Source organism: Defluviicoccus vanus (assembly GCF_014672695.1).
Classification (GTDB): Bacteria; Pseudomonadota; Alphaproteobacteria; order Rhodospirillales; family Defluviicoccaceae; genus Defluviicoccus; species Defluviicoccus vanus.
This window is the reverse complement of the sequence record NZ_CP053923.1, coordinates 3,666,558-3,690,924: the sequence shown is the minus strand read 5'-3', so window position 1 is coordinate 3,690,924 and position 24,367 is coordinate 3,666,558. Positions and strand designations below refer to the sequence as shown.

Below are 24,367 nucleotides of genomic sequence, written 5' to 3'. Positions count from 1 at the left end.
TCCGGCTGGCGGCGGGACGCCACGCCCAAACGCAACCTAACGGAGAGTGGTTGCCCGGGTGTCAAGTGCGAGCATCAGCGCGGTGCATAATGGCGGTTAGCAGCCCAGGGCAACCGCAAGCGTTTGCGCTGCGACCCCACTAGCGTCGGCGCGGTAGGGTCGCTAGGGTGCGCGCAAACTGGGCAACCCGGGAGGCAGTCGGATGCGTATCCTCGTTCTTGGCGCCGGGGCGATGGGCGGCTATTATGGTGGCCGGCTGAGCGAGGCTGGTGCAGATGTCACCTTCCTGGTGCGGCAGNCGCGCCGCCAGCAGCAGCTGGTGAAAGATGGTTTGGTGATCGAAAGTCCCTGCGGCGATATCCGCAAGGCGGTTGCCACCGTCACCGCCGAGGATCCTGGCGACGGCTACGACGTGGTGCTGCTCACCTGCAAAGCCTACGACCTCGACGATGCCCTGACGGCGATTGCGCCGGCCGTCGGTCCGGCAACGCTGGTGCTGCCGATCCTCAACGGCCTTTCGCACCTGGACCGGCTTGATGCCAGCTTCGGCGCTTCGCGTGTCCTGGGCGGGCTCGCCCAGATCACGGCAACGCTGACCGCCGATGGGATCATCCGCCACCTCTCGCCCTTGCATCGCTTCGTCTTCGGCACCCGCAGCCCCGAGCAGGCCGAACCCACCGCAAAGCTGGCTGCGACCATCGGCAAGGCCAAATTCGACGGGGTGCAAAGCCAGGACATCATCCAGGAGATGTGGGAGAAGCACGCGTTCATCGCCACACTGGCCGGCGCCACATGCCTGATGCGGGCAACGGTAGGCGATATCCTCGCCAATCCCGGCGGTGAGGCGCTGATCCTCGGCATTCGCGACGAGGCGGCCGCAATCGCCGCCGCCAACGCCCACCCGCTTCGGCCAAATGCCAAGGCCGGCGGCGAAAAGCTGCTCGTCGACCGGCGCTCGACCATGGCCGCGTCGATGCTGCGCGATCTGGAAGGCGGCCATCGCACCGAGGCCGACCACGTCATCGGAGACCTGATCCGTCGCGGCGCCGCGCACGGCATCGCTGCTCCACTGCTGTCGCTCGCCTATCTGCACTTGCAGGCGTCCGCCAGCCGGCAGGGGCGCGAACATGCCGCGGCCTGAGGAACGACGGAGAACCGCCATGCATCAGGGAGCCCGCGCCGGATGACCACACCCACCGCCACGGTCACCGCCTGCGTGCTGATCATCGGCAACGAAATCCTCTCTGGCCGCACCCAGGACCAGAACCTCCGTNTCCTGGCGCAGGCGCTGAACGAGATCGGCATCCGCGTCACCGAGGCCCGGGTCATCCCCGACGACGAGGCGACGATCATCGCCACGGTCAACCATTGCCGTAGCGCCTTTGATTACGTGCTGACCACCGGCGGCATCGGCCCCACCCACGACGACATTACCTCCGCCTGCATCGCCAAGGCGGTGGGCCGGCCACTCATTCGCCATCCCGACGCCGAGGCGGCACTGCTGAAGCATTATCGCCGCTCCGAGGTCAACCCGGCGCGGATGAAGATGGCGGATGTGCCGGAGGGATCGATCCTGATCGACAATCCGGTCAGCACCGCGCCAGGATTCCAGATCGACAACGTCATCGTCCTGCCGGGGGTGCCGGCGATCATGCGGGCGATGTTCGACGGCCTGCGCCATCGGCTCAAGGGCGGCGCGCCGATGCTGTCGCGAACGATCGCCTCGTTTACCACCGAGGGGTCGATCGCCCAGGCGCTTACGATGATCCAGGCGACGCACGCGGGAGTCGAAATCGGCAGCTATCCTTTCGCCCGTTCCGGCCGCTTCGGTGTCAGCCTCGTCGTCCGCGGCACCGACGTGGCGGCGGTAGACGCCGCTGCCGAGGCGGTGCAGACGATGATCGAAGCAACTGGCGCCGAGGCGATCGAGGACAACCGGGGATGAGCAACGTGGGAACGGATGATGGCCGACAAGGAACGCGTCGAGCGTAGCGGCGCCAGTTCAACCGCCACCGGCCAGATCACCCCGGACGGCACGGCAGCGGACTGGGACCCAAACGGCTACGCTACCCACGCCGGATTTGTACCTGTGCTTGGCGAACCGGTGCTGCAACTGCTGGCACCGCAGCCGGGTGAGCGCATCCTCGATCTCGGCTGCGGTGACGGCACGTTGACCAGGGCACTGGCCAAGGCCGGCGCCAGGGTGGTCGGTGTCGATGCATCGCCGGCGCAGGTGGCCGCAGCCGTGGCGCGCGGGCTGGATGCGCGGGTGATGGATGGCGCCGCCCTGCACTTCGATGGCGAATTCGATGCCGTGTTTTCCAATGCCGCATTGCATTGGATGGGCGCACCCGACCCGGTGCTAGCCGGCGTATATCGCGCCCTGCGGCCGGGGGGACGCTTCATTGGCGAAATGGGCGGCCATGGCAATGTCGCTGCCATCCGCGTCGCTCTCGCCGCGGTGCTCCTGGCCCGCGGGGTCAAGCAGATCCCGGCACCCTGGGTATTTCCCACGGCAGACGCCTATGCCGCAGCACTCGCCCGCAACGGGTTCAGCGTCGATAGCATCGCTCTCTTCCCGCGGCAGACGGCGCTGCCAACCAACATGGACGGCTGGCTCGACACCTTTGCCGCGGGCTATTTCGCCGCGCTGCCGACGACAGAGCGGGCGGCGGCACGTGCGGCGGCTATCGATCTGCTGCGGCCCGTTCTCTGCGATGCGGCGGGGCACTGGATGGCCGATTATGTCCGGCTCCGCTTTGCCGCCCACCGTCGGGATTGAAGCCGTCTGCCCAGCTAAAGTGCTATACTGAGTGCTGGATAGGTCCCCTCGCCTGCCGTCGCCTTACGGTCCTGGGCCCCTGAAGGATATCGCCATGACCCACATGCCGTCGACGACCGCAGCGAAGCAGCAACGTCGCTTGCTGATGTTCCTGCTGCACCACCTGATCTATGGCACCGTCGGCGGGGTGGTCTTCGGCCTGCTGATCCTTCTCTTCGACATCGCCGGTTTGTGGACGATGATCGCGCACTCGCCCGATCGCACGCTGTCGCTGGCGCTGTTGTTCTTCGGCCTGTTCGTCACTTTCGGCTCCCTCGGCATGGCCGTGGGCGTGATGCAATTGGGTGAGGAGCGCGACTAAGGCATCAGCGGCGGAGAACAAGTCCGTCGCCATCGAGGCGAGACTGCCAGCCGGAGCGTTCAAGCTCCGGGTCGAGGTGTTCTTCTTCCGGATAGCCGACGCACAGATAGGCGATCAGCCGCCAGGCTTCAGGAACGCGCAGCGTGGTGCGGACCGANTCGGGATCGATAATCGACACCCAGCCGACGCCGAGGCCATGCGCACGGGCAGCAAGCCACAGGGCATGCACCGCCCCCACCACTGAATAGGCAACGGTTTCCGGCATCGTCTGCCGGCCGAGGCCGTGACCGGTCGCCGTTGCGGCATCGACGAAGACGGCGAGTTGCACCGGCGCTTTGTCCAGACCTGCCAGCTTCAGACGGGCGTAGAGCGCTGCGCGCTCGCCGGCGTAACTGCCGAGCGCCTCCTGGTTGCACGCTTCAAAAATACGCCGAACAGCCTGGCGGCTGGAGGGGCTTTCCACCAGGACGAAACGCCACGGCTGACAGTTGCCAACCGACGGCGCCAGCATCGCCAGTGCCAGCAGTTGATCGAGCAGCGCCGGATCAATGGGATCGCTGCGGAAACGCCGCACGTCGCGACGCCAGCGATACAGCAGCTCAAGTTCGCCGCGGAAGGCCGCATCAAAAGCGGGAGGAGCCGGAAGCGCGTTGGCAACAATGGTCATGACGGCTCAATCTAGAGCAAGAGTCGAGTCTCTGTCGATGACCGGCTGCAGTGGATTGCCGCCTGCGTGCTTGTCTGACCGCTACGACGTTGCAGGGCGATGTGATCGCCCAGACATCACCGTCGGCGTTCATACCAGTTCCTGGTTCGCCTGGTCAGGTGCACCACCGACAGCATCACCGGAACCTCCACTAGGACACCGACGACGGTGGCCAGGGCAGCGCCGGAGTTGAAGCCGAAGAGAACGATGGCGGTGGCGACGGCGAGTTCGAAGAAGTTCGACGCTCCGATCAGCGCCGATGGGGCGGCGACACAGTGGGCAACGCCAAACTGACGATTGAGCAGATAGGCAAGGCCGGAATTGAAGTAGACCTGGATCAGGATGGGCACCGCCAGCATGAGGATGATCAGCGGCTGCGCCAGGATCTGCTCGCCCTGGAAGCCAAACAGCAGCACCAGGGTGGCGAGCAGGGCGATTAGCGACACCGGCTGCATTGCGTCGAGGGTGCGTTTCAGCGCCGCTTCGCCACGCGCCAGCAAGGCACGGCGCCAGATCTGGGCAATGATCACCGGGATGACGATGAACATCACCACCGAGATGACCAGCGTCTCCCAGGGGACGACGATCGACGACAGCCCCAGCAGCAATCCCACGATCGGCGCGAAGGCGAAGACCATGATCGTATCGTTGAGCGCCACCTGGCTGAGCGTGAAGTGCGGCTCGCCGTCGCAGAGGTTGGACCAAACGAAGACCATCGCCGTGCAGGGGGCGGCGGCGAGAATGATCAACCCGGCGATATAGCTGTCGATCTGGTCGGCAGGCAGCCACGGCCGGAACAGGAAACCCACGAACAACCAGCCGAGAAGCGCCATCGAAAACGGCTTGACCGCCCAGTTGATGAACAGCGTCACGCCGATGCCGCGCCAGTGCTCCTTCACCTGATGCAGCGCGCCGATATCGATCTTCAGCAGCATGGGGATGATCATCGCNCAGATCAGCACGGCGACCGGCAGGTTGACCTGCGCGACCTCTATCCGGCCGATAGCCTGCAACGGCGATGGGAACCAGTGGCCGAGGACAATGCCGGTGACGATGCACAGGGCCACCCACAGCGTCAGGTAGCGCTCGAACACGCCGAGGCCGGCGCGCGCCGGCGATGGCGGAAGTCTTGCGGCAGCAGCGCTGTCTTCGCTGGTCATGCGTTGCGCTCCGATTCAGTTTCTGCAGCGTGCTGGAGCGTCAGCGNNTGCCCGTTGCCCCGATGCATCGACGACAACCTCACCGTCTTCCTTGGCGAAGCCTCCCTGCTGTGGGTTGGGGAGAATGTCGAGCACCGTTTCCGACGGTCGGCAGAGGCGGACTCCGAGGGGTGTATCGACGAGCGGCCGGTTGATAAGGATCGGATGCGCAATCATCGCGTCGATGAGCTGGTCGTCGGTCAATGCCGGGTCATCCAGCCCGAGCTCGTCGTAAGGCGTGCCCTTACGGCGCAGCAACTCGCGCGGAGTAAGCCCGGAGCGTGCCAGCAGAGCCACGAGTTCCTCGCGCGTCGGCGGCGTCTTCAGGTATTCGACGATGCGAGGCTCTTCACCCGTGTTGCGGATCAACGCCAGCACGTTGCGCGACGTCCCGCACTTCGGATTGTGATAAATGGTGATCGTCACGACAACCTCCTCCGCTTCTGTAGCCACAAATCTCCGGGTGTCCCTGGCAGCAGTCTTCGGTGAGGAACGTCAACAAGCGGCGCGTTCCTTCCACGTCGACGGCATAGAATATGCGGCGTTCGACGCGCCAGGAACGAAGCAATCCTGCCCGCTCCAAGTGTGCCAAGTGGTGCGACAGCGTCGGCGGCGGCACCGCCATCCTCTCGGCGATCGCGCCAGCCGGCAGGCCGTTCGGGCCTTCGCGAACCAGCAGCCGGAACACGGCCAAGCGATGCTCCTGAGCCAGCGCACTCAGCGCTTCGACGGCCTTTTTCGTTTCCATATTTTCATGTTTATAGAACCATGAAAATAAGTCAAGGCTCTTGCCGCTTGTCGCCGACGCGCTCATCTGGTCCCTGCGGTCGCAGGGTTCCCCCGCCCATGCCGGGGCGCGGCCGCTTCACGTATCGGCGCTCTTAGCGCGCGTTACGCACTTGCAGTCTCGCCGTCAATCGATCCTTGATGTAAGCATTGGTTGCTAGGTGACGCCCCGTCCGACATCGCGACTTGACCGGGAGCCGTGCACACATTGAGGCGCCCATGAGGACCAGCAAGCGGCTGCTCGTCGTCGCGCATGCGCCATCGCCCAACACCGAGACGCTGCGCGACGCAGTGATTGCCGGTGCCAGTTCGCCGGAGATCGAGGGCGTAACCGTTGTCGCGCTGAGCCCTTTTGCCGTCAATGCCGATGACGTCCTGGCGGCAGACGGTATCATCCTCGGAACGACCGAAAACCTTGGCTACATGAGCGGGGCGTTGAAGGATTTCTTTGACCGCTGCTATTACCCCTGTTTGGAAAAAACAGAAGGGCTGCCTTACGCGCTTTTTATTCGTGCCGGCCACGATGGCACCGGTACCAGGCGCGCCGTCGAGTCGATCGTCACTGGTCTGCGTTGGCGCCGGGTGCAGGAGCCGCTGATCTGTCGCGGCGGATGGCGGGAGGAGTTCGTCGGCGGCTGCCGGGATCTCGGCATGCTGATGGCAGCCGGTCTCGAAGCCGGCATGTTCTGAAACCGGCGCCGGGGCGGTGAACTCCTCTCGCCAGCCGCCGCATCACTCGTGCAACATCGGCGCGGCCCCTATCCCCGAACAATAATGCGAGGTCCCTACGTTGACGGCCAACCATGACATGGCGGAACTCGACCAGCGGCTTGATCGATTGGAAGCCGGACTGCCAGGATTTGCCGCCAAGGCTGTCTCTTCCCTGCGGCAGCCGCGGGCGGTCTGGCTGCGCATACCCATTGCCCTGCTGTTTATCGGCGGCGGTTTCCTCGGTTTCCTGCCGATTCTCGGCTTCTGGATGCTGCCGGTGGGCGTCCTCCTCCTTGCCCACGACGTTCCGGTCATCCTCCGCCCCGCCCTGCGGGCGCTGTCGTGGACGGAACGAAGCTGGTCGCAGATGAAGAGCAGATTGACGCGCAAGGCTTAGCGCGGAGGTAGCTTTTGTCGCAGCTGGGCGACCAGCGGCGCCGCCGTGGGATCGATGGCAGCAAGCTTTTCGGCCCAGCCGAGAGCAGCGTCCAACTGCCCCGCATCGCGGTTGAGGGTGGTCAGCGCAAGTAGTGTGTCCCGGTCGGCCGGGTGGCGGATGTTGCTGGCTTCCAGAATTTGAACGGCCTCCTTGGTGCGACCAACGGAATTCAGCGCAATGGCATACACGTAAGCGAATCTGGCATCCGCCGGGTCGATCCTTGCGGCTTGCGCCAGTTCCGCCACTGCGTCGGCAGTGCGGCGTTGGCGGACGAGATTAAGGCCGAGCGCATGGTGCAATGCGGCGTCTTCGGGCAGGCGCACCAGCGCCTCACGCAGGATGCGTTCGCCGTCGCTATCGCGCCCCTGCTGCGCCCGCAACTGCGCGAAGCTGATGTAGGTGGGGATGAACGTAGGATCGAGGCTACGCGCCGCGAGGTATTCCGCTTCCGCTTCGGCGAAACGCTGCTGCTGTTGGAAGAGGTTGCCGAGGTTGAGCCGATGCTCAGGCCGGTCGGCATTCACCCGCTGCACCTTGATGAAATCGTCGAGCGCCGCCGCCAGCCGGGAGCGGTCATCGGCGGACAGACGGTCCGTCGGCATCGCTGCCAGCAGCGACGCCGCTTCGCTGCGCACCGCCAGCACCGGATCGCCAAGCAGACGGTTCGCCAGCGGCCAGCTCTGCTCGACAGGATAGGATTGCAAAGTGCGCAGCGCCGCCAGCCTGACCAGGGGATCGGCGTCGGTCAGGCCGCGCTGCGCCGCAGCGGCGGCATCGCGGCCGGGATACATGGCGAGGTCTTCCAGCGCCGTCGCCCGCCCGGCGATCGACGGCGCCTGCTCGCTGTTGGCGAGCCGAGCCAACAACATTGCCGCATTGGCGCTGCCGGCATGCTCGGCGGCGAGCGCCTCGGTCCAGGTCTGGAAGCCCTTGCGCTGCGGTCCGTACCAACGCACGACCGCGGCGGCGGCCCAGGCCGCATCCTTGTCGGTATGGCAGTCGTTGCAGGTGTTCGAGGTGCCAAAGCGCACCGACTCGTCGGGACGGGGGATGCGGAAGCCGTGATCGTGGCGAGGGTCGACGATCATGTAGGTGCGCACCGACATGTGGCAGGCGACACAGCGCGCCCCCGGCGACGTTACCGGATGATGGTGGTGGGCGGTGGTCGCAAAGGTATCGCCAGTGTGGCACTGCAGGCAGACACCATCGCCGTCAGCCACCAGCTTCAAGGAATGCGGGTTGTGGCAATCGCTGCAAGAGACGCCGGCAGCGAACATCCGGCTCTGCCGGAAGGAAGCGTAATTGTAGACTTCGTCCTGCATCTTGCCGTCGACTTCGAACAGCCCCGGCTGCAAGAGAGCCGGCATGTGCGACTGCAGCAGCGAGTCGCCCGGCCGCCAAGTCTCGGCGATCTTGGTGCTGCGGGCATGGCAGACGCCACAGGTCTCCAATTCCTTGGCGCTCGTGCGTGGCGTACTGCGGACGACGGTGCCACTCGCCGGATCGAGCGACCAGTGGACATTGCGGCGCTCATCGAACTGCACGGTAAGACCATTGTCACCGTGCTGGCCGCCACTCTTGGCCCAGGCCAAGTGTGCCGACCCCGGGCCATGGCAGGCTTCGCACCCGACATTGATCTCGGCCCAGGTGGTTGCATAGGTATTTTTCGCCGCGTCGTAGTTCTTGCGCAGTTCCGTCGAATGACACTCTGCACACTGGAAGTTCCATGTCTGATCGAGACCGGTCCAGTGCAGTGGGCTTCCCGCCTTCGGGGTATCTTTCGGATAGAGGTGAAACCAGCGCTGGCCGCCTAGCACTTGCGGGCGAGCATCCCAGGCAATGCCGAGCGCCTGCAGCCGACCGTCGGGAAACGCGATCAGGTACTGCTGCAGCGGATCGACGCCGAAGGTGTAGCGGATCTCGAAGTCGGCGAGCTTGCCGTCGGGACCATCAGTGTTGACGAAATATTTGCCGTCACGCCGGAAAAAGCGGGAGGTGATCCCGTCCTGGGTGAAGGTGGCGCCGGCGAAATTGCCGAGCACCGTCTTCTCGTTCGCTTCGGCCATGGCGAGGTCATGATGCGACCCACGCCAGGCCGCCATCTCACTCGCATGACAACTGCCGCAGGCGGCACTGCCGACAAAGCTCGGAGCGTCGGCAGGCAGCGCGCCGCGCGGCGCTTGCACAACGATCAAGCCAACGAAAGCCAACAGGGTCAGGATGCGTCAGATCGAACGGAACATGGTGGTGCGGGCGGATTGACTGCGGGGTTGATGAAGCGGCTTTGGCCGTCGCGGCACGGCATCAGCGATGGGGATGAGACGGCACATCTGTCAGATCAGCGCATCAAGGCGGCGCGCCGCCTGCGGCGACAGCCCGGTCCAACGGCGGAAGGCGCGGGTGAAGTTGGCGGCATCCGAATAGCCGAGTTCGAGCGCCACATCGACCAGTTTGATGTTTGTCTCGCGCATCAGGCGCCGCGCTGCCTGCAGGCGCGCGTCTTCGACCAGTTGCGAAAAGCTGCACCGTTCCTCGGCTAGCCGCCGTTGCAAAGTGCGCACGCTGAGGCCGACGACTTCGGCAACGACACCGATTTGCGGGTTGCCCTGGGCGAGAAATGACGCAATCACCTGGCGCAGCGAGCCAGTAAAGTCGTTTGCCGGCGCCAGGACGTGCAGCGATTGCAGGGGGTCCTCCTGGCTACGATCAACGGTACCGAAATAGCGAAGCGGCTTGGCAAGCAAACAGCGATCAAAGGCAATCGCCCACCAATTGGCATGAAACAGCACACTCGTTTCCAGGAGCCGCTCATAGCTGGCGCGATGCGAGAGTTCCGATGCCGGCAGCCACACCGCACACGGACACCACCGAGGACCGGCGGCGCTGCGAATAACGTCAAGCATCACCATCAGAGTAAATAAATCGCCATGGCGACGCCCGACGGTGTTGCCAAACGCAAAGGCATGGCAGAAAAAGGCTTTACTTCCTTCCAAAAGGAGCGAAAGGCGCTCTGCCGAGTTGAAGAGCGTGACGACCTGTGTCAGCATCCGGATCGCTGCATAGAGAGTCATCGAACTCGTCAGCAGTTGACCCAATTCCCCCAGTTCGGCAATGCGGGTTTGCTGCCCGACCAATAGTCCGAGATGCGGGATGTCTTCGCTCCTCGCCGACCGGTCAAGGAAGCTTAAACCCTGATGAAGGGCGAATAGGGCTTCGGGGCGGGAGAGCAACTGAGGCGATAGCCGGGATTGTTCCAGCAGGCGCTCAACCGGTGCGCCGATGTCGTCAAGAAAGCGCACAAAANNAGGCTCAAGAGCCCCTGTCCGCGCCAGCGGAACCGCTTTGGCCGTCATCACCGCCCCCATCCGTCGCCAGACTATCACCTACTCGCAACGTCGCCTGCACGCGGATGTGCTCGGCCATATGAATTTTCTGTCATTTAAAAGCAACCTTGCGGTACAGATTGGCATAAAATGACAAGAACAAACAAGATTGGGTGGGTTAAGACTCAAATCGAGCGATATCGGCTCATTCCGTTCGGGATCGCACCCTGTTGTGGATGGCTAGATTGTGCTATCCGCTCTGAATCGTACTTGGTCCCGATCGAATGGTAACGATAGGCTTACTCCTCAGTAAGGAACGGAAATGTTTGTCAAAGTTGGACGGTTCGCTGTCGCAGTTTGCCTGGTGACGCTCGCTGCCGCCTGTGCGCCGACAAAGCAGATCACCGACGTCAAGCCTGTGGCTGGCTTCCTGCCGGACCCATCACTGCTGCAGAAAGGCAAGGAAGACCAACCGGCTCTCGTTTATCTCAATTCGGGCGCCAACTGGCCGACGTACACGAAAATACAGCTTGAACCAGTGACGCTGTGGACGGGCACCAATTCGAAGCTGAATGACGTGCCACCGGAGAAGCGGCAGGCATTCGCCAATGCCCTCTTTGGCGAGCTCTACAACGCCGCCTCACAGCGCTGCCAGATGGTGACCACGCCATCCCCCGGAACACTAACGGTCCGTTTTGCCCTGGTGGAAGCCGAAGCATCCGAGCCGGCACTCAACACAATTTCAACCTACGTGCCCCAGGCGCGCATCCTCAGCACCCTGGGCGGCTACGCCTTCAACAGCGGTGCCGGTGTGTTCACCGGCTCGGCGACGATCGAGGCCTACGCCACCGACGCGACGACCGGCCAGCTAGTCTGGCAGGCGGTTGACAAGCGGGCCGGAGCGAACGCCCCCGGCAGCGATACCTTCAACTCGTGGGCCGACGTGGACTACGCTTTCAAGGCGTGGGCGAAGCAGTTCGGCGAGCGGATGAAACAACTTGGGGTTTGCCCGTAAGGGGGCAGCAGTTCCTGGCTCGAGATTGAGCGCCTGTGAATTCAGAGGAGGTAGAAAATGACTGCAGCACTGAAACATCGCCGGGCATCGTCCGCTTGGGGGCTCGGTGTCGTCTTGTGCCTTTCGATTTTCGCCGCGCCGGTGGTGTTGACGGCGTCCGCCGCGCCGGCGCACGCCCAAGCATCCGGCATGTTCGGTGCCGGCGACACCGACACGATCAGCGCCAAGGCGACGGTAAAAGCGGTCGATCTGACCGCGCGTACCGTAACGCTCGTCGGCCCATCGGGTGAGACGAAGACGTTGAAGGTCGGCCCGGCGGTGCAAAATCTGCCGCAGGTAAAACCCGGCGACATCGTCGTTGTCCACTATGTGGACTCGATTGCCTACGTGGTCGCCCCTGCGGGAACGAAGACTCCCGAAGACATGCTGGCATTGGCCGCCGCGCGCGCGGTCCCAGGACAGCTGCCGGCAGGCGCGGTCGAAGGCAAAGTCGTCCTCACCGGCCTCGTCGTCGGCGTCAACCCGGCAGCGCACAGCATTTCGCTGGTCAATCCGGACGGCGGCGAGATCCGCACCCTCAACGTCAACAACCCCGAATATCAGAGCATGCTGGCGTCGATCAAAGTGGGTGACCAGATCACCGCGGTTATCTCCGAAGCCGTCGCCGTGGCGGTAGAGCCGGCAAAATAGTCCCGGTCGATCGGAAGGGACTTGGTAAACTGCGCAACGTATCCGGCCCCGATCGCACGATCCAGAACTGCCGTTAGCAAGGGAGGCAAAGGTGTTCGCAGGCTTCAGGTTAAAGGCTAGCCTCTGTTTGGTTGCCCTCGTCGCAACTGCTGTTGTGGGGAAGCTGTGCCAGCCGCAGCGAACAGTTGCGGTGCCACGTGCTTCATGGGCGGCATGATGGCCGGCCGCATGCTCGCCAAACGTCAGGAGATGCAGCAGGAGAACATGCAGATGGAGCGGCAACAGACGCAGGCGATGCAGAGCAGATGGCGGGCGAAGGCCAGGGCCCGGGCCCGCAAGGGTATGGCGGCGGCTACGGCTACGGTGGCTACGGCGGCGGCTACGGCTACCGTCCACCGCCGCCGCCCCCTATGGCTATGGCTATGGCTATGGCCCGCCACGCTACTAATATCTCGGACGAAGGGGAGACTAGGTCATGGTCAAAACAACGGGCGTGATCGCGGCGTTCGCCGTAGCCGCGATGGTGAGCGGTAGCGCCGGCGCCGCAGACGGTGCCGCGGCGGCCGCGTTGACGGAGGCATCCCTCGTCGGCAATTGGGTAGTCAACGAGGGAAAATGCTCCGACGTCAGTGCTGAGTTTCTTGTTTTCAGCAAGAATGGCTCGGTGGTCAGCATGCGCGAAGGCCAGGCCGACGCGGTGGGCTTCTGGAAACTGGAAGGGGGCAAGATCTATCTCGATGTACTTGCCCCACCGGCGCGGCTCGATGAAAAACTGAAAGACGTCAACGGAGTGTACTCTTCGGAATCACCATCGCGCCCTACAATGTGACGCCTGATGCGTTCCAGGGTGTCGGCATCCTTGACGACCAGGTGCGCTACGGCAGGTTCGCCCGCTGCAAGACTTAAGGAAATAGGCCATGAGCAGGCATCGATCGGCGCTATACGGCGCGGCACTCGGCATCGTTGTCGCCACCGTCGGTAGTACCGACGATGCCCATGCCGGCGGTCTTTTCCTCACCGAGATGGGCTCCCCCGATCTCGGAACGGCGGCGGCTGGCCGCGCCGCACTTGCCGACGACGCCACCACCGCTTTCGGCAACCCTGCTGGCATGGCGAGGCTCGATCAGTCGCAACTGCTGGTCGGCATCCAGCCCGCCTACGGAATCACCGAGTTCAACCGTGACAGCGGGACAACAACGAGCGGCGGCAACGGTGGCAATGCCATGGGTTTCCTGCCGGGCATGGGTGCCTATGGCGTCTACAGTGCCACCCCCGACCTGAAATTCGGCATTTCCCTCGCCTCCAACTTTGGCGGGGCACTGGAATACGAAAGCAGCTGGGCCGGTCGTTACTACGGGACGCAAGCGGACCTGCTGACGCTCGGTGCCTTTCCGGTCGCCTCCTACCGGGTGAACGACTGGCTGTCGCTGGGCATCGGCGCCCAGGTCCTCTACGGCCGCCTCAACTACAAGACCGCCGTCGCCAACGTCACCGGTGGCAGCGATGGCCAGATCCAGTTGAAGAGCAACGATGTGGGTGCCGGCGGTCTCGCCGGAATTCTGGTCGAGCCGGTGAAGGGAACGCGTATCGGCGTTACCTACACCTCGCAAGTGGACATGGACTTCAAGCAAAAGCCAGACCTGAGCGGCGGCGGCGAGCTTTTCAACGCGCTCGATCCGCGGATTTCCAACACCAAGATCGACCTCGGCCTTACCATCCCGCAGCAGGTCCTGCTCTCCGGTTATCAGGACATCACCGACGACCTCGCGGTCGTGGGTAGCGTCAACTGGCAGGACTGGAGCCAGTTCGGCCAGCCGTCGCTCGAAATCACCTCGACGACGAGCCGGAGCACCACTGCCAACCTCAACTACAAGGACACCTGGGGGTTGGCCNTCGGCACCCGGTACAAGGTAGCGCCTGGCTGGCTGTGGATGGTCGGCTTCGCCTTCGATACCTCGCCGATGTCGAAGAGCGAGCGGACGCCGGCACTTCCCCTCGACCAGCAATACCGCATTGGCACCGGCATCCAGTACACGTTGAGCGACGTGTTGACCTTGGGTGGAGCCTACGAATACCTAAACCTCGGCAATGCAGACATCAACCGTAGCCGTGGCCCCCTCGCCGGAACGCTGCAAGGCGACTACTCGACCAACGAGGTACACTTCTTCAACGTCACACTGAATTGGAGGCTGTAGGCGGACCTTCGGCTCGTTCAGGAGCGTGAGAAGGGACGGAACACGTTCAGGGAAGTCAAAAGCGATGACCGCAGAGCCTGACCAGAGCGGGACGTATCATCAGGGGCAGGGAAAAGGCGAGCCTGAAGACGTCCGGTTCGGCTACCTGCTCGCCGTGCTCATTCTTCTCGTCATCCTTTATCCATTTCACCAGGAAACACCCGCTGCAACGTTGGGTTTCGCCGCCCTTAACTCCGTCATTCTTGCTGCAGCGGCCTATGCAGCCAGTCATTCACGCAAAACACTCCTGTTAACGTTTGCTCTATCGACACCTATTATTGTCCTTGAGTGGATATATGCCTTCTACAATATTTCACTTATTGGCAATTTCCGCTATCTCGCGGTGGCCATATTCTATGGCTTCACAATCTACAATGTGCTGCGAGCCGTTCTTCGTCCCGGACCGGTGAGCGCCGACAAGATTTCCGGCGCCATCGCCGCCTACATGCTGACGGCCATCGGCTGGGCTGGGCTGTACGGCCTCTGCGATAGTCTCGTCCCCGGCTCGTTCAACATCATGGGGCACTCGGATGCGGCGACCCCGTTGTCGATCCGCGATATGATGACTNTCAGTTTCACCACCCTGACGACCACGGGATACGGCGATATCACGCCGGTCAGTCGCCACGCCCAGTCACTGGCAATTCTCGAGCAGATGTTCGGCACGTTCTACGTGGCGGTGCTGATCGCGCGCCTCGCCGGGCTTTATCAACCCGGAGCGTCACGACCGCCGCCCCGCTGGCGCAGTTGGATCGGGCGTCCGATCGACAAGCGACGGGACTGAGCGGGAGCGGGACCGGAGCGCCTTCACGCGTGCAGACGCGTCGAACAAGCGCCGATACCAATCGTCCGAAACAAGATGATGTGAGAGCGGAAGGAATCTGTTCAATGTTCGCGGTGAATGCATCGTGGCGTATCGCCTCGATTGCCTTGGCGGCGCTGCTTGCCAATAGTGTCTTCGCTGGTTTGGCGGATGCGCAGATGCTCAACGGTCCGCCGGCCGATCCCCAGTTCAAGTACTCGACGCCGATGCCGCCCGGGATCGCAGCACCGGACAAGATCGAGACCCGCCTCGGTACGCTCCGCCTTTCTAGCGGCATTCCAGACAAAGCGACCACGGAAAAGCTTTACGATAATCTCGATTTCCAGCGGGCGGTGCAGGCCTATCTCTTGGCGATTCCTGCGGTGAGCCAAGCGGCGGATCGCAACGCCATCCGGACTCTCGGCCCGGTGAACACCGTCGTGCCGATCTGGGAACAGCTTGTCGATTCGCGGACGGTCGGCCTCACCTTCAACGACAATACCGTCTACAGTTGGGCGTGGGTCGATCTCAGTAAAGGCCCATTGGTGCTGGAAGTGCCGCCGAAGGTCCTCGGTACCATCAACGACATGTGGTTCCGCTGGGTCATCGACCTCGGCATCACCGGACCGGATAAAGGAGAAGGCGGCAAGTACCTGCTGCTGCCGCCGGGATACGACGGTCCAGTGCCCAGTGGCTATCATGTCGTTCAGTCGCCGACCTTCAACCTATGGCTTCCCTGGCGCAGCTTCCTCGTCGACGGGAATCNNCCGAAACCCGGCATCGAACTGGTCAAGACGTATACCAAGATCTATCCGCTGGCCGACGCGGGCAAAGCGGTGCCACCGCTGACCTATGTCGACCTCTCCAGCAAACCGTTCAATATCATCAACCCGGCCGACTTCACGTTCTGGGACCTGCTGAACCAGGTGGTGCAGGAAGAGCCGACCGAATCACTCGACCAGATCCGGCTCGGCTACTACGCGTCGATCGGCATCGAGAAGGGCAAGCCGTTCGCACCGGACGAGCGGATGAAGAAGATCCTGACGGAAGCGGCGGCAGTGGGAGATGCGACAGCGCGTGCCATCGCCTTCCATATGCGCGACAAGGGCGCATATTACTATGAGAACAGCGCCTGGCAGCTTCCGTTCGTCGGCGGCTATCTGTTCCAGAACCAGCCGGGCGTGCTTAACTTCGACGCCTACACCTTCTATTACTTCATGGCGACCGGCGTGACGCCGGCGATGGAAGAGAAGATGGTCGGCCGCGGTTCGCAGTATGCCTGGGCGGCGCGGGACGCCCACGGCGACATTTTCGACGGCGGCAAGACTTACCGCCTGCATCTGCCGCCGAACATTCCGGTCAAGGAGTTCTGGTCGGTCATTATCTACAGCAACCAGACCCGTTCCTTCGTCCAGACTGACCAGCGCTTCCCGAGCGTTAGCAGCCAGACCAAAGGGCTGCTAATGAATGACGATGGCTCGGTGGACGTCTACTTCGGGCCGAAAGCCCCTGCCGGCAAGGAAAAGAACTGGATCCAGACGATTCCGGGCCAGGGATGGAATACGATCCTGCGCCTCTACAGCCCGTTGGAGGCATGGTTCGACAAAACCTGGCGGCCGGGAGAGATCGAACCGCAATCTTAAGTCGTGGCATAACGCATAGATCGGAGGCACTCATGAGGGAAAAAGAACCTATCCGCACGTCTGCAGGCATTCGTACCGCCGTCGCCGCCGCCTGTCTAACCGCGCTGCTCACCGCCTGTTCAAGCGGCGGCGGGACATCGGCCTCTGGCGAGCCGCCCAGTTTCCAGGGCCTGCCGCCAAGCGGCTACGTCGATATGCAGGAGGTCCAGGTTGCGTATATCGGCAGCGCAGGTGGTGGTACCGGGACGCTGACGTTCCAGGGGCAAACCTATCCGTTTACCGTCGGCGGCCTCGGTGTCGGCGGCATCGGCATCTCCAGCATCGACGCCAAGGGGGAAGTCTACAAGCTCACCAGTGTCGCTAACTTCCCCGGCGCCTACGGTCAGGGCCGCTACGGTATCGCCGTCGGCACTGCCAGTGCCGGCGACCTGTGGCTCGAGAACCCGAACGGTGTGGTGATGCACCTGAAGGCGAAGCGGGAGGGCCTGATGTTATCGCTGGGCGGCGACGCAGTGGTGATCACGATGCAATAGGGGATCGTCCAAGCCCGCGACGCCCCGTCGAGGCGGCGTTGCGGGACCGTGGCGCGCAATGACAAGCGCCGCCGCTTTGCTCCTGCTAGCGTCGCTACGCGACTTCGCGGAGGAGGAAAGCTATGTCCAGAAGCGTGTGGGTCCTGATCGCAAGCCTAGTCTTCGCAATGGTGGCACAGGGGGCGGTGCCGGCATCTGCGCAGCAGGTCACCGGTGCGCCGGGATCGCCGAACGCAACGACGACGATCAACGGTGAACAACTGCCGGCACCGGCACCACAGTTCGGCGGCCAGATCGAGCTCAACGCCGCGCAGTCGAAGCCGTGGTGGCCGCCGCGCGTCGTGCCGCCGAAGGATGCGCCGAACATCCTCCTGATCATGACCGACGACACCGGCTTCGGCACCGCGTCGACCTTCGGCGGCCCCGTTCCGACGCCCTCGCTCGACCGCATCGCCAACAACGGCCTGCGCTATACCAACTTCAACTCGACGTCGCTCTGCTCGCCAACGCGCGCCGCGATCATCACCGGCCGCAACCACCACGCGGTCGGCTTCGGCGTCGTCGCCGAACAGTCGACCGGCTTCCCCGGACAACAGCNNATTATCGGCAAGGATAATGCGACGATCGGTCGGATTCTGCTCGACAACGGCTACCGCACGTCCTGGTACGGCAAGGACCATAACACGCCCGATTGGACGGCATCGCAGGCGGGTCCATTCGACCAGTGGCCGACCGGGATGGGCTTCGAGCACTTCTATGGCTTCGTCGGTGGCGATACGAGCCAGTGGCAGCCAAATCTCTTTCGCGACACCACGCCGATCTATCCCTACGTCGGCAACCCCAAGTGGAACCTGACCACGGCGATGGCGGACGATGCCATCCACTGGATGAACATGCTGAACGACATCAATCCGACGATGCCGTTCTTCCTTTATTACGTTCCGGGCGGCGTCCACGCCCCGCACCACCCGACGCCGGAGTGGATCCAGAAGATCACCGACATGCACTTGTTCGACGAGGGCTGGAACAAGTTGCGCGACACCATCTTCGCCAACCAGAAGCGTCTCGGGGTGATTCCGCAGGATGCGAAGCTTACACCCTGGCCCGATGACCTGCTGAAGCGATGGGAGACTCTCAGCGCCGACGACAAGAAGCTCTACATCCGCCAGGCCAACGTGTTCGCGGCCTACCTCGCCTACACCGACCACGAAATCGGCCGGGTGATCGACGCCGTCGACAAGATGGGCAAGCTGGACAACACGCTGATCATCTACATCGTCGGCGACAACGGCTCGTCTGCCGAAGGCTCGCCCAACGGCACGCCGAGCGAGGTGCTGCAGTTCAACGGCGTCGAACTGCCGGTCGCCGAGCAGATGAAGTGGTACGACGCCTGGGGTTCCGACCAGACCTATCCGCACATGCCGGTCGCCTGGACCTGGGCATTCGATACCCCGTTCAAATGGACGAAGCAGGTCCCGTCGTTCTGGGGCGGTGTTCGCCAGCCGATGGCCATTTCCTGGCCGAAGCGGATCACCGACAAGGGCGGCGTGCGGAACCAGTTCTTCCACGTCATCGATGTCGTGCCGACGCTGCTGGAGGTCACCGGCATTCCGGCACCGAAGTTCGTCGACGGCATTGAGCAGAAGCCGATCGAAGGCGTCAGCTTCGCCTACACCTTCGACAAGGCGAACGCCGACGCAGCCTCGACGCACAAGATCCAGTACTTCGAGATGATGGGCGTCCAGGGGCTGTACAACGAAGGCTGGATGCTGAGCGCGGTGCCGATCCACGCCCCGTGGCAACTTCTCGGCACGGCGATCCAGGACCCGGCGAGTGCATTCAAGTTCGAACTCTACGACATCAGCAAGGACTGGACCCAGTACACCGACGTCGCGGCCGAGAACCCGGCTAAGCTGCAGGAGATGAAGGACCTGATGTTTGCCGAGTTCGCCAAATATCAGGTGCTGCCGCTCGATGCGTCGGTGGCGACGCGCCTGGTGGCGCCGCGACCCGATCTCGCCGGCGGGCGGCTTGTCTACCAATACGGCGGAACGCCGATCACCGGCATCCCGCACGGTGGGGCGCCGCAGATCTTGAACACGTCCTATACGATCACCGCCGATATCGACGTCCCACAAGGCGGCGGCGAAGGCGTGATCCTTACCGAAGGCGGCCGTTTCGGCGGCTTCGGGCTCTACCTTCTCAAGGGCAAGCCGGTGTTCCTGTGGAACCTTCTCGACCTGAAACGGGTCCGCTGGGAAGCGCCCCAGGCGCTCTCGCCCGGTAAGCACACGCTCGTCTACGACTTCAAGTACGACGGGCTCGGCTTCGGCACGCTGGCGTTCAACAACATCAGTGGCCTCGGCCGGTCGGGAACGGGCACGCTCTCGGTGGACGGCAAGGTGGTCGCGACGCAGAAGCTGGACCGCACAGTGCCGCTTATCCTGCCGTGGGACGAGACCTTCGATATCGCCTCCGACACCGGCACGCCGGTCGACGACAAGGACTATCAGGTCCCGTTCGCTTTCACCGGCAGGATCGACAAGCTGACGGTTGCGCTTGATCCGCCGAAGCTCACGCCGGACGACATCAAGAAGCTCAAGGAAGCTGAGGCAAGGGCGAACGACCAACGGTAGCCGCCGCTGAACCGTTACCGCTTTTCGGGCTCCGAGACTCTGTCGTTTCGGGGCCCGTCCCATATTTGCAGGACCGGTGTGCCACGCCCGTACCGTTGCATCGGCCACGAGGCGGCAACCATTGACGAGATTGGCGATGCTGGCGCTTCCGTCAACGAGCCCAGGATCGGTCGGTATCGATCAGATTGGCCAGCCGGTGGCGTGCCGGCGGCACCCCAGGGCGGTCTGCGAACACATGTTCCTCAAGGGCGAGCAGCGTCTGGCGCATTTGCGCAACCGGCGGCGCCAGTGGCGCCAGCCCGAAGCCCAGCGCCGCGACAAGCCGGCGTTCCCACTCGGCATAGGCGTCCAGAAAACCTTCAGCCGCCGTTAGCCCATCCAGCAAGGTCAGGCTGTGACGATAGAGATCGGCATTAGGCTCCCGCTCGGGCAGGCTCGCGTCAAGCAGGCTGCAGCGGCAACCAGCGCCGCCAGTCGCAGCCGGTCGTGGATGACCTTCGCATCAAGGCCGCGGAAGAGTTCCAGCGTCAAGACGCCCAACTGTTCGGCGACGCGAGCGCGCCATGTGGCGACCACCAGCGTTCCCGGCTGCAGTAGATAGCGCCGCGTCCGGCTGTTGCCCCCGGCACGACACCGCGATAGCAGCCGTGTTCCGCAGCGAACAGCGAAACGATAGCCTTGCCTTCACCGAAGGGGCGTGCCGAGAGGACGATGGCATTGTTCGTCCAGAACACTTGCGCCTTCCTTGCGCACCCAGGCGGCGCCTTCGCCCTGCTCCCGGCGGCAGTGTCGGCGCCGATCGTGCCCGCCGGCGCCGCTGTGCTGGCCTAGGCCGCCGGCACGTCGCGAATCATCGCCGCAAAGATGGCTTCGGCGACCAGGGTATGATTGACCATTGCCTTGGCCTCGAACTTCCAGACGTTGCCTCGCTTGCGCTGCTTGCGAACATGAATGAGCACCGTATCGCCCGGCACCACCGGCTTGCGAAAGCGCGCCGCATCGATCGACATGAAGTAAACGAGACTTCCTTCCCGCTCGGGCCCCAGTGTCGCGACCACAAGCACCGCCGCGGTCTGCGCCATGGCCTCGATGATCAGCACACCCGGCATCACCGGCTCGGCGGGAAAGTGCCCCTGAAAGTGAGGCTCATTGACGGTGACGTTCTTGATCCCGGTCGCATGCTCATCCCGCACCAGATCGACGATCTTGTCGATCATCAGCATGGGGAAGCGATGCGGAATCATATCCTTTATGCGATCGATCTCGAACGTTTCACCCAGCACGGCCGCGGGCCCTTCACCCATCCTCTGTTGCCCCTCATGATCCATTCTTCTCGGTCCGTTCCTGCGGTGTGGGTAATGCAACGCCTGATGTCGACTTCCTCTCACCGCCGTCGACGGCGCGGCCCCACCACTTTCGAAGTTTGTTATCTCCTGACGGCCAGCCGGCCGGGACATCCTCCGGTCGTCCTGACGAGCGAGCAACCGAAGATGATCGGTAATACTATGCAACCGGGGTCAAGAAGCGCCTGCGCCGGCGCACAAGTCTTTACCACACCATCCCATGATGTAAACGATTATGGGGGCGATATCGCTGTCATCGGCGATCGCCGCATCCCTTCCTCAGTCGCAGTGCCGAAAATCGGCAGGAGCCTCGCCGCATAGACGACACCGATCGGATATTGCCAAACCCGCGATAGCGTTCGCCACACGCGTCGGTCGTGCAGGCTAACGGCCCGGGTCGCTGACGCGGACCGTCGGTAACGCTCGGTCCAGGCGCTGCAGGACCTGATCGGTAATTTCTAGATCCGGCGAGAGAAACACGACCTGATCCTTGCGCAGGATCAGTGTCAGGTGCTGGTCGCTGGCGATTTCGGCGACGATAGATTCCAGTACGCCCTGGACCTGCTGCATCGCTTCGGCATTCACGCGTTCGAGAGCCTGCCGACGCTCCTGCACCCGGCCCTGGGCACCAACCAATTGCTCCTCAAGCTTCCGTCGTTCCTCCGCATAGGCTTCCGGCGACAGGACCGTCCGCTTGCTCGCCAATTCCTCCTGGGCGCTGCGGATATCCTGCTCCTCCTTCTGCGTCGCGGCGCGGTAGGCATCGACTTGCTGGCCCAGTTGCGAATGGATCGCCTTCACTGCCGAGGCGGTCCGTCGGACACGCTCAACATCCAGAATGGCTATCTTCAGGTCGGCAGCGGCAGCGGCGATCGGCAGAAACAGCGAGCTTGCAAGGAAAACCGCGGCAAGGCGCGAAGTCATGCCGACGGATAGCCAAGCCATCTAGAACCTCGTACCGAAGTTAAGCCGAAACAGCTCGGTGCGATCATAGTTCTCCTTGAGGTAGGCATAGCCGATATCGACCCCGAGCGGGCCAAAGGGCGATACCCAAGTCATACCGAATCCGGCCGAAGCTCGCAGACTGGAGGAGTCTTCGATCAGATGGTTCGGATCGTTCTCCTGCAGTTTCCAGGAACTGCCCACGTCGTTGAAGACGCGACCTTTAATCCGGAACTCTTCGGGGAAACCAAGCGGGAATGCCAGTTGCACCGATCCGGCGTAGAAGTATTCGCCACCAAGGGCATCGTTTGTCGATCTGTCGCGCGGACCAATGCCGTCAATCTTGAAGCCACGCACCTCGTTGCCGCCAATAAAGAAGCGGTCAAGTAGCTTCACATCCTCGCCAAGGCCATTAATGATGCCGCCATTCCCCGAGAGTGACAGCACCCAGTTTTCAGCAACTGGATAGTAATAGTCGGTTTCGATGCGATTGCGCATATAGGCAACTGAGCCACCAAGGCCAGCTACGTCCGTTACCAGTTTGGCGAGATAGCCGGATGTGGGGTCAATTTTACTGTCCCGCTTGTCATAGGCGGCGATATGGGAAATTTCCGAGTATGTTTCGGTGCCTTGCGCCTCCTGAACAAAAATGGAAGCACTGCTGGGAACGTTAAACATCTCGGAGCTCTTCAGCGTGTACTTCCACGACTCGGTGAAAGCCTCACTCCATGGATAGCCGATGCGCAAGTCACCGCCGTAGGTGCGTACGTCGAAGGAGCTTTCGCTTTGCCGATCAGTCTCGATATAGAAGCCGTCAAATCCCGCAGACACTTCGCGGTCGAGAAAATACGGCTCGGTAAATGACAGTTCCGCCTGTTTGCGGCGCTGGCCGAGCAGCGCGCTCAAGACGACGTCCTGTCCCCGGCCAAGAAAGTTGCGCTCGCGGACGCTGACGTCACCGAGGATGCCGGTGCCGGTGGAGAAGCCGGCGCCGACGGATAAGGAGCCGGTAGACTTCTCCTCCACGCCAACCTTGATCACCGCCCGGTCGGGGGCATTGCCCGGCACCTGCTCGACGTTGACCTTCTCGAAAAAGTCGAGGTCCTGGATGCGCTGACGCGACCGGCGCAGTTTCGCCGCATCGAACGCGTCCCCTTCCACCAGACGGAACTCGCGGCGAATGACGCGGTCCTGCGTCCGCGTGTTGCCGGAGATGTCGATACGCTCGATAAAGACGCGCGGCCCTTCGTTGATGTCGAAGGCAAGATCGATGGTATGGGCCTCGCGATTGCGTTCGAGCTTCGGACGAACGTCGACAAATGCGTAGCCGAGCGTTCCCACCGCATCCGACAAGGCATCGATGCTTTTCTCTACCTTGTCCGCATCATACCAATCCCCCGGCGCCAGCTTGAGCACATCCTTGAGTTGCGTCGGGTCGAGTCCCTTCAGCGTCGTGTGCACGTCCACCTTGCCGACCTTATATCGCTCGCCTTCTTCGATGGTGAAAACGAGGTAGAAGCCCTCGCGATCGGGCGACAGTTCGGCCACGCTGGAGACGACACGAAAATCGGCGTAGCCGCCGCGCAGATAGAAGCGTCGGAGCAGTTCACGATCGAGTGACAGCCGATCCGGATCATAGGTGTCGTCGGTGGAGAAGAAACGCCACCACGCCGATTCCTTGGTGCGGATAACCGTCCGCAACTCCGAATCGTCGAATTCCTTGTTGCCGATAAACTTGATGCTCTCAACGGTGGTGACGTCACCTTCCTGGATTTCAAACACCACATCGACGCGGTTCTGCGGCAGTTCAATGACCTTTGGTTCGACGGTGGCGGCAAAGCGGCCACTCCGCCGATAGAGAGTCAGAATACGGGTGACGTCGCTTTGAACCTTGGCGCGGGTGTAAATCGTGCGCGGCCGCAAGGCCACTTCGGCTTCGAGCGTCTTGTCGTCGATCCGTTCGTTGCCCTCGAAGGCGACGCGGTTGATGATCGGGTTTTCCACTACCTTCACCACCAACTGGTCGCCGTTGCGGCTGATCGACACGTCGGCAAAAAGGCCGGTGGCAAACAGGCTCTTCAACGAGCGATCAATGCGCGCATCGTCAAAGGGATCGCCCGGCTGGATCAGCAGGTAGGACTGGATTGTACTGGTCTCGGTGCGCTGTGCGCCCTCGACGACAATGTCACGAACCACCTCCTGCGCGGTCGCGCACTCAAGGG

The 24,367-nt window shown here is 62.8% G+C and carries 24 protein-coding genes and 1 pseudogene; 14 read left to right on the top strand and 11 right to left on the bottom strand.

Features of this window, described 5'->3' with window-relative positions:
- The first annotated feature begins 202 nt into the window (after positions 1–202).
- From panE to HQ394_RS16785, 4 genes are all read left to right on the top strand, one after another.
- Entirely contained in the window at positions 203–1,141 is a 939-nt protein-coding gene (gene panE, locus HQ394_RS16800) for a 2-dehydropantoate 2-reductase (RefSeq protein WP_190261173.1), read from the top strand.
- 42 nt (positions 1,142–1,183) lie between these two features.
- Positions 1,184–1,945, top strand: coding sequence for a competence/damage-inducible protein A (locus tag HQ394_RS16795; protein ID WP_190261172.1), 762 nt, complete (start codon positions 1,184–1,186; stop codon positions 1,943–1,945).
- 18 nt (positions 1,946–1,963) lie between these two features.
- A complete protein-coding gene (locus HQ394_RS16790; protein ID WP_190261171.1) occupies positions 1,964–2,782 on the top strand; it encodes a class I SAM-dependent methyltransferase in 819 nt (272 codons plus the stop codon).
- A 94-nt stretch (positions 2,783–2,876) separates the two neighbouring features.
- Complete coding sequence (locus HQ394_RS16785; RefSeq protein ID WP_223291670.1) at positions 2,877–3,143, top strand: hypothetical protein; 267 nt, start codon at positions 2,877–2,879, stop codon at positions 3,141–3,143.
- A gap of 4 nt (positions 3,144–3,147) precedes the next feature.
- Here HQ394_RS16785 and bluB read toward each other — a convergent pair whose 3' ends face one another.
- The 4 genes from bluB to HQ394_RS16765 form a co-directional block, all read right to left on the bottom strand.
- A complete protein-coding gene (gene bluB / locus HQ394_RS16780) occupies positions 3,148–3,810 on the bottom strand; it encodes a 5,6-dimethylbenzimidazole synthase (RefSeq protein ID WP_190261170.1) in 663 nt (220 codons plus the stop codon).
- A 116-nt stretch (positions 3,811–3,926) separates the two neighbouring features.
- Entirely contained in the window at positions 3,927–5,009 is a 1,083-nt protein-coding gene (gene arsB, locus HQ394_RS16775; protein WP_190261169.1) for an ACR3 family arsenite efflux transporter, read from the bottom strand.
- Between the two features lie 15 nt (positions 5,010–5,024).
- Positions 5,025–5,426 carry an arsenate reductase (glutaredoxin) gene (gene arsC / locus HQ394_RS16770; RefSeq protein WP_456151453.1) on the bottom strand — a complete coding sequence of 134 codons (402 nt, stop codon included), beginning with the start codon at positions 5,424–5,426 and terminating at the stop codon, positions 5,025–5,027.
- The gene (locus HQ394_RS16765) at positions 5,398–5,862 is read right to left on the bottom strand and encodes an ArsR/SmtB family transcription factor (RefSeq protein WP_317628960.1); all 465 of its coding nucleotides are present in this window, start codon (positions 5,860–5,862) and stop codon (positions 5,398–5,400) included. The genes arsC and HQ394_RS16765 overlap by 29 nt, the downstream gene beginning before the upstream one ends.
- 191 nt (positions 5,863–6,053) lie before the next feature.
- Between HQ394_RS16765 and HQ394_RS16760 the strand changes: the two genes are divergently transcribed.
- A complete protein-coding gene (locus HQ394_RS16760) occupies positions 6,054–6,524 on the top strand; it encodes a flavodoxin family protein (protein WP_190261168.1) in 471 nt (156 codons plus the stop codon).
- A gap of 100 nt (positions 6,525–6,624) precedes the next feature.
- Positions 6,625–6,942, top strand: a complete 318-nt coding sequence (locus HQ394_RS16755) for a hypothetical protein (protein ID WP_223291669.1) — start codon at positions 6,625–6,627, stop codon at positions 6,940–6,942.
- On the opposite strand, the gene HQ394_RS16750 is transcribed toward HQ394_RS16755, so the two are convergent.
- Positions 6,939–9,050, bottom strand: coding sequence for a tetratricopeptide repeat protein (locus HQ394_RS16750; protein ID WP_190263371.1), 2,112 nt, complete (start codon positions 9,048–9,050; stop codon positions 6,939–6,941). The genes HQ394_RS16755 and HQ394_RS16750 overlap by 4 nt on opposite strands.
- 267 nt (positions 9,051–9,317) lie before the next feature.
- Entirely contained in the window at positions 9,318–10,337 is a 1,020-nt protein-coding gene (locus HQ394_RS16745) for an AraC family transcriptional regulator (RefSeq protein WP_190261167.1), read from the bottom strand.
- A 292-nt stretch (positions 10,338–10,629) separates the two neighbouring features.
- Between HQ394_RS16745 and HQ394_RS16740 the strand changes: the two genes are divergently transcribed.
- The 8 genes from HQ394_RS16740 (at position 10,630) to HQ394_RS16705 (ending at position 19,860) form a co-directional block, all read left to right on the top strand.
- The gene (locus tag HQ394_RS16740) at positions 10,630–11,322 is read left to right on the top strand and encodes a DUF3313 domain-containing protein (RefSeq protein WP_190261166.1); all 693 of its coding nucleotides are present in this window, start codon (positions 10,630–10,632) and stop codon (positions 11,320–11,322) included.
- Between the two features lie 57 nt (positions 11,323–11,379).
- Positions 11,380–12,012: a hypothetical protein gene (locus HQ394_RS16735; RefSeq protein WP_190261165.1), complete on the top strand. Its 633-nt coding sequence runs from the start codon at positions 11,380–11,382 to the stop codon at positions 12,010–12,012.
- A 475-nt stretch (positions 12,013–12,487) separates the two neighbouring features.
- Positions 12,488–12,841 (top strand): hypothetical protein, encoded by a 354-nt coding sequence (locus HQ394_RS16730; protein WP_190261164.1) that lies wholly within the window; start codon positions 12,488–12,490, stop codon positions 12,839–12,841.
- 88 nt (positions 12,842–12,929) lie between these two features.
- A complete protein-coding gene (locus HQ394_RS16725) occupies positions 12,930–14,207 on the top strand; it encodes an OmpP1/FadL family transporter (RefSeq protein ID WP_190261163.1) in 1,278 nt (425 codons plus the stop codon).
- A gap of 64 nt (positions 14,208–14,271) precedes the next feature.
- Positions 14,272–15,030 carry an ion channel gene (locus HQ394_RS16720; protein WP_190261162.1) on the top strand — a complete coding sequence of 253 codons (759 nt, stop codon included), beginning with the start codon at positions 14,272–14,274 and terminating at the stop codon, positions 15,028–15,030.
- A 104-nt stretch (positions 15,031–15,134) separates the two neighbouring features.
- Positions 15,135–16,691, top strand: a complete 1,557-nt coding sequence (locus tag HQ394_RS16715; RefSeq protein ID WP_223291668.1) for a DUF1254 domain-containing protein — start codon at positions 15,135–15,137, stop codon at positions 16,689–16,691.
- A 32-nt stretch (positions 16,692–16,723) separates the two neighbouring features.
- Complete coding sequence (locus HQ394_RS16710; protein WP_190261161.1) at positions 16,724–17,224, top strand: hypothetical protein; 501 nt, start codon at positions 16,724–16,726, stop codon at positions 17,222–17,224.
- Positions 17,225–17,346: 122 nt separating this feature from the next.
- Positions 17,347–19,860 carry an arylsulfatase gene (locus HQ394_RS16705; protein WP_190261160.1) on the top strand — a complete coding sequence of 838 codons (2,514 nt, stop codon included), beginning with the start codon at positions 17,347–17,349 and terminating at the stop codon, positions 19,858–19,860.
- 151 nt (positions 19,861–20,011) lie between these two features.
- Here HQ394_RS16705 and HQ394_RS16700 read toward each other — a convergent pair.
- The 5 genes and pseudogenes from HQ394_RS16700 to bamA all read right to left on the bottom strand — a co-directional run.
- Positions 20,012–20,326, bottom strand: a pseudogene (locus HQ394_RS16700) (DNA repair protein RecO C-terminal domain-containing protein); the annotation flags it as partial.
- A gap of 61 nt (positions 20,327–20,387) precedes the next feature.
- Positions 20,388–20,594, bottom strand: coding sequence for a recombination protein O N-terminal domain-containing protein (locus HQ394_RS16690; protein WP_190261158.1), 207 nt, complete (start codon positions 20,592–20,594; stop codon positions 20,388–20,390).
- Positions 20,595–20,687: 93 nt separating this feature from the next.
- Complete coding sequence (gene fabZ / locus HQ394_RS16685; RefSeq protein WP_190261157.1) at positions 20,688–21,164, bottom strand: 3-hydroxyacyl-ACP dehydratase FabZ; 477 nt, start codon at positions 21,162–21,164, stop codon at positions 20,688–20,690.
- A 423-nt stretch (positions 21,165–21,587) separates the two neighbouring features.
- Positions 21,588–22,148: an OmpH family outer membrane protein gene (locus tag HQ394_RS16680; protein ID WP_223291667.1), complete on the bottom strand. Its 561-nt coding sequence runs from the start codon at positions 22,146–22,148 to the stop codon at positions 21,588–21,590.
- On the bottom strand, positions 22,149–24,341 hold the full coding sequence (gene bamA / locus HQ394_RS16675) for an outer membrane protein assembly factor BamA (RefSeq protein ID WP_317628959.1): 2,193 nt from the start codon (positions 24,339–24,341) through the stop codon (positions 22,149–22,151).
- Positions 24,342–24,367: the final 26 nt, after the last annotated feature.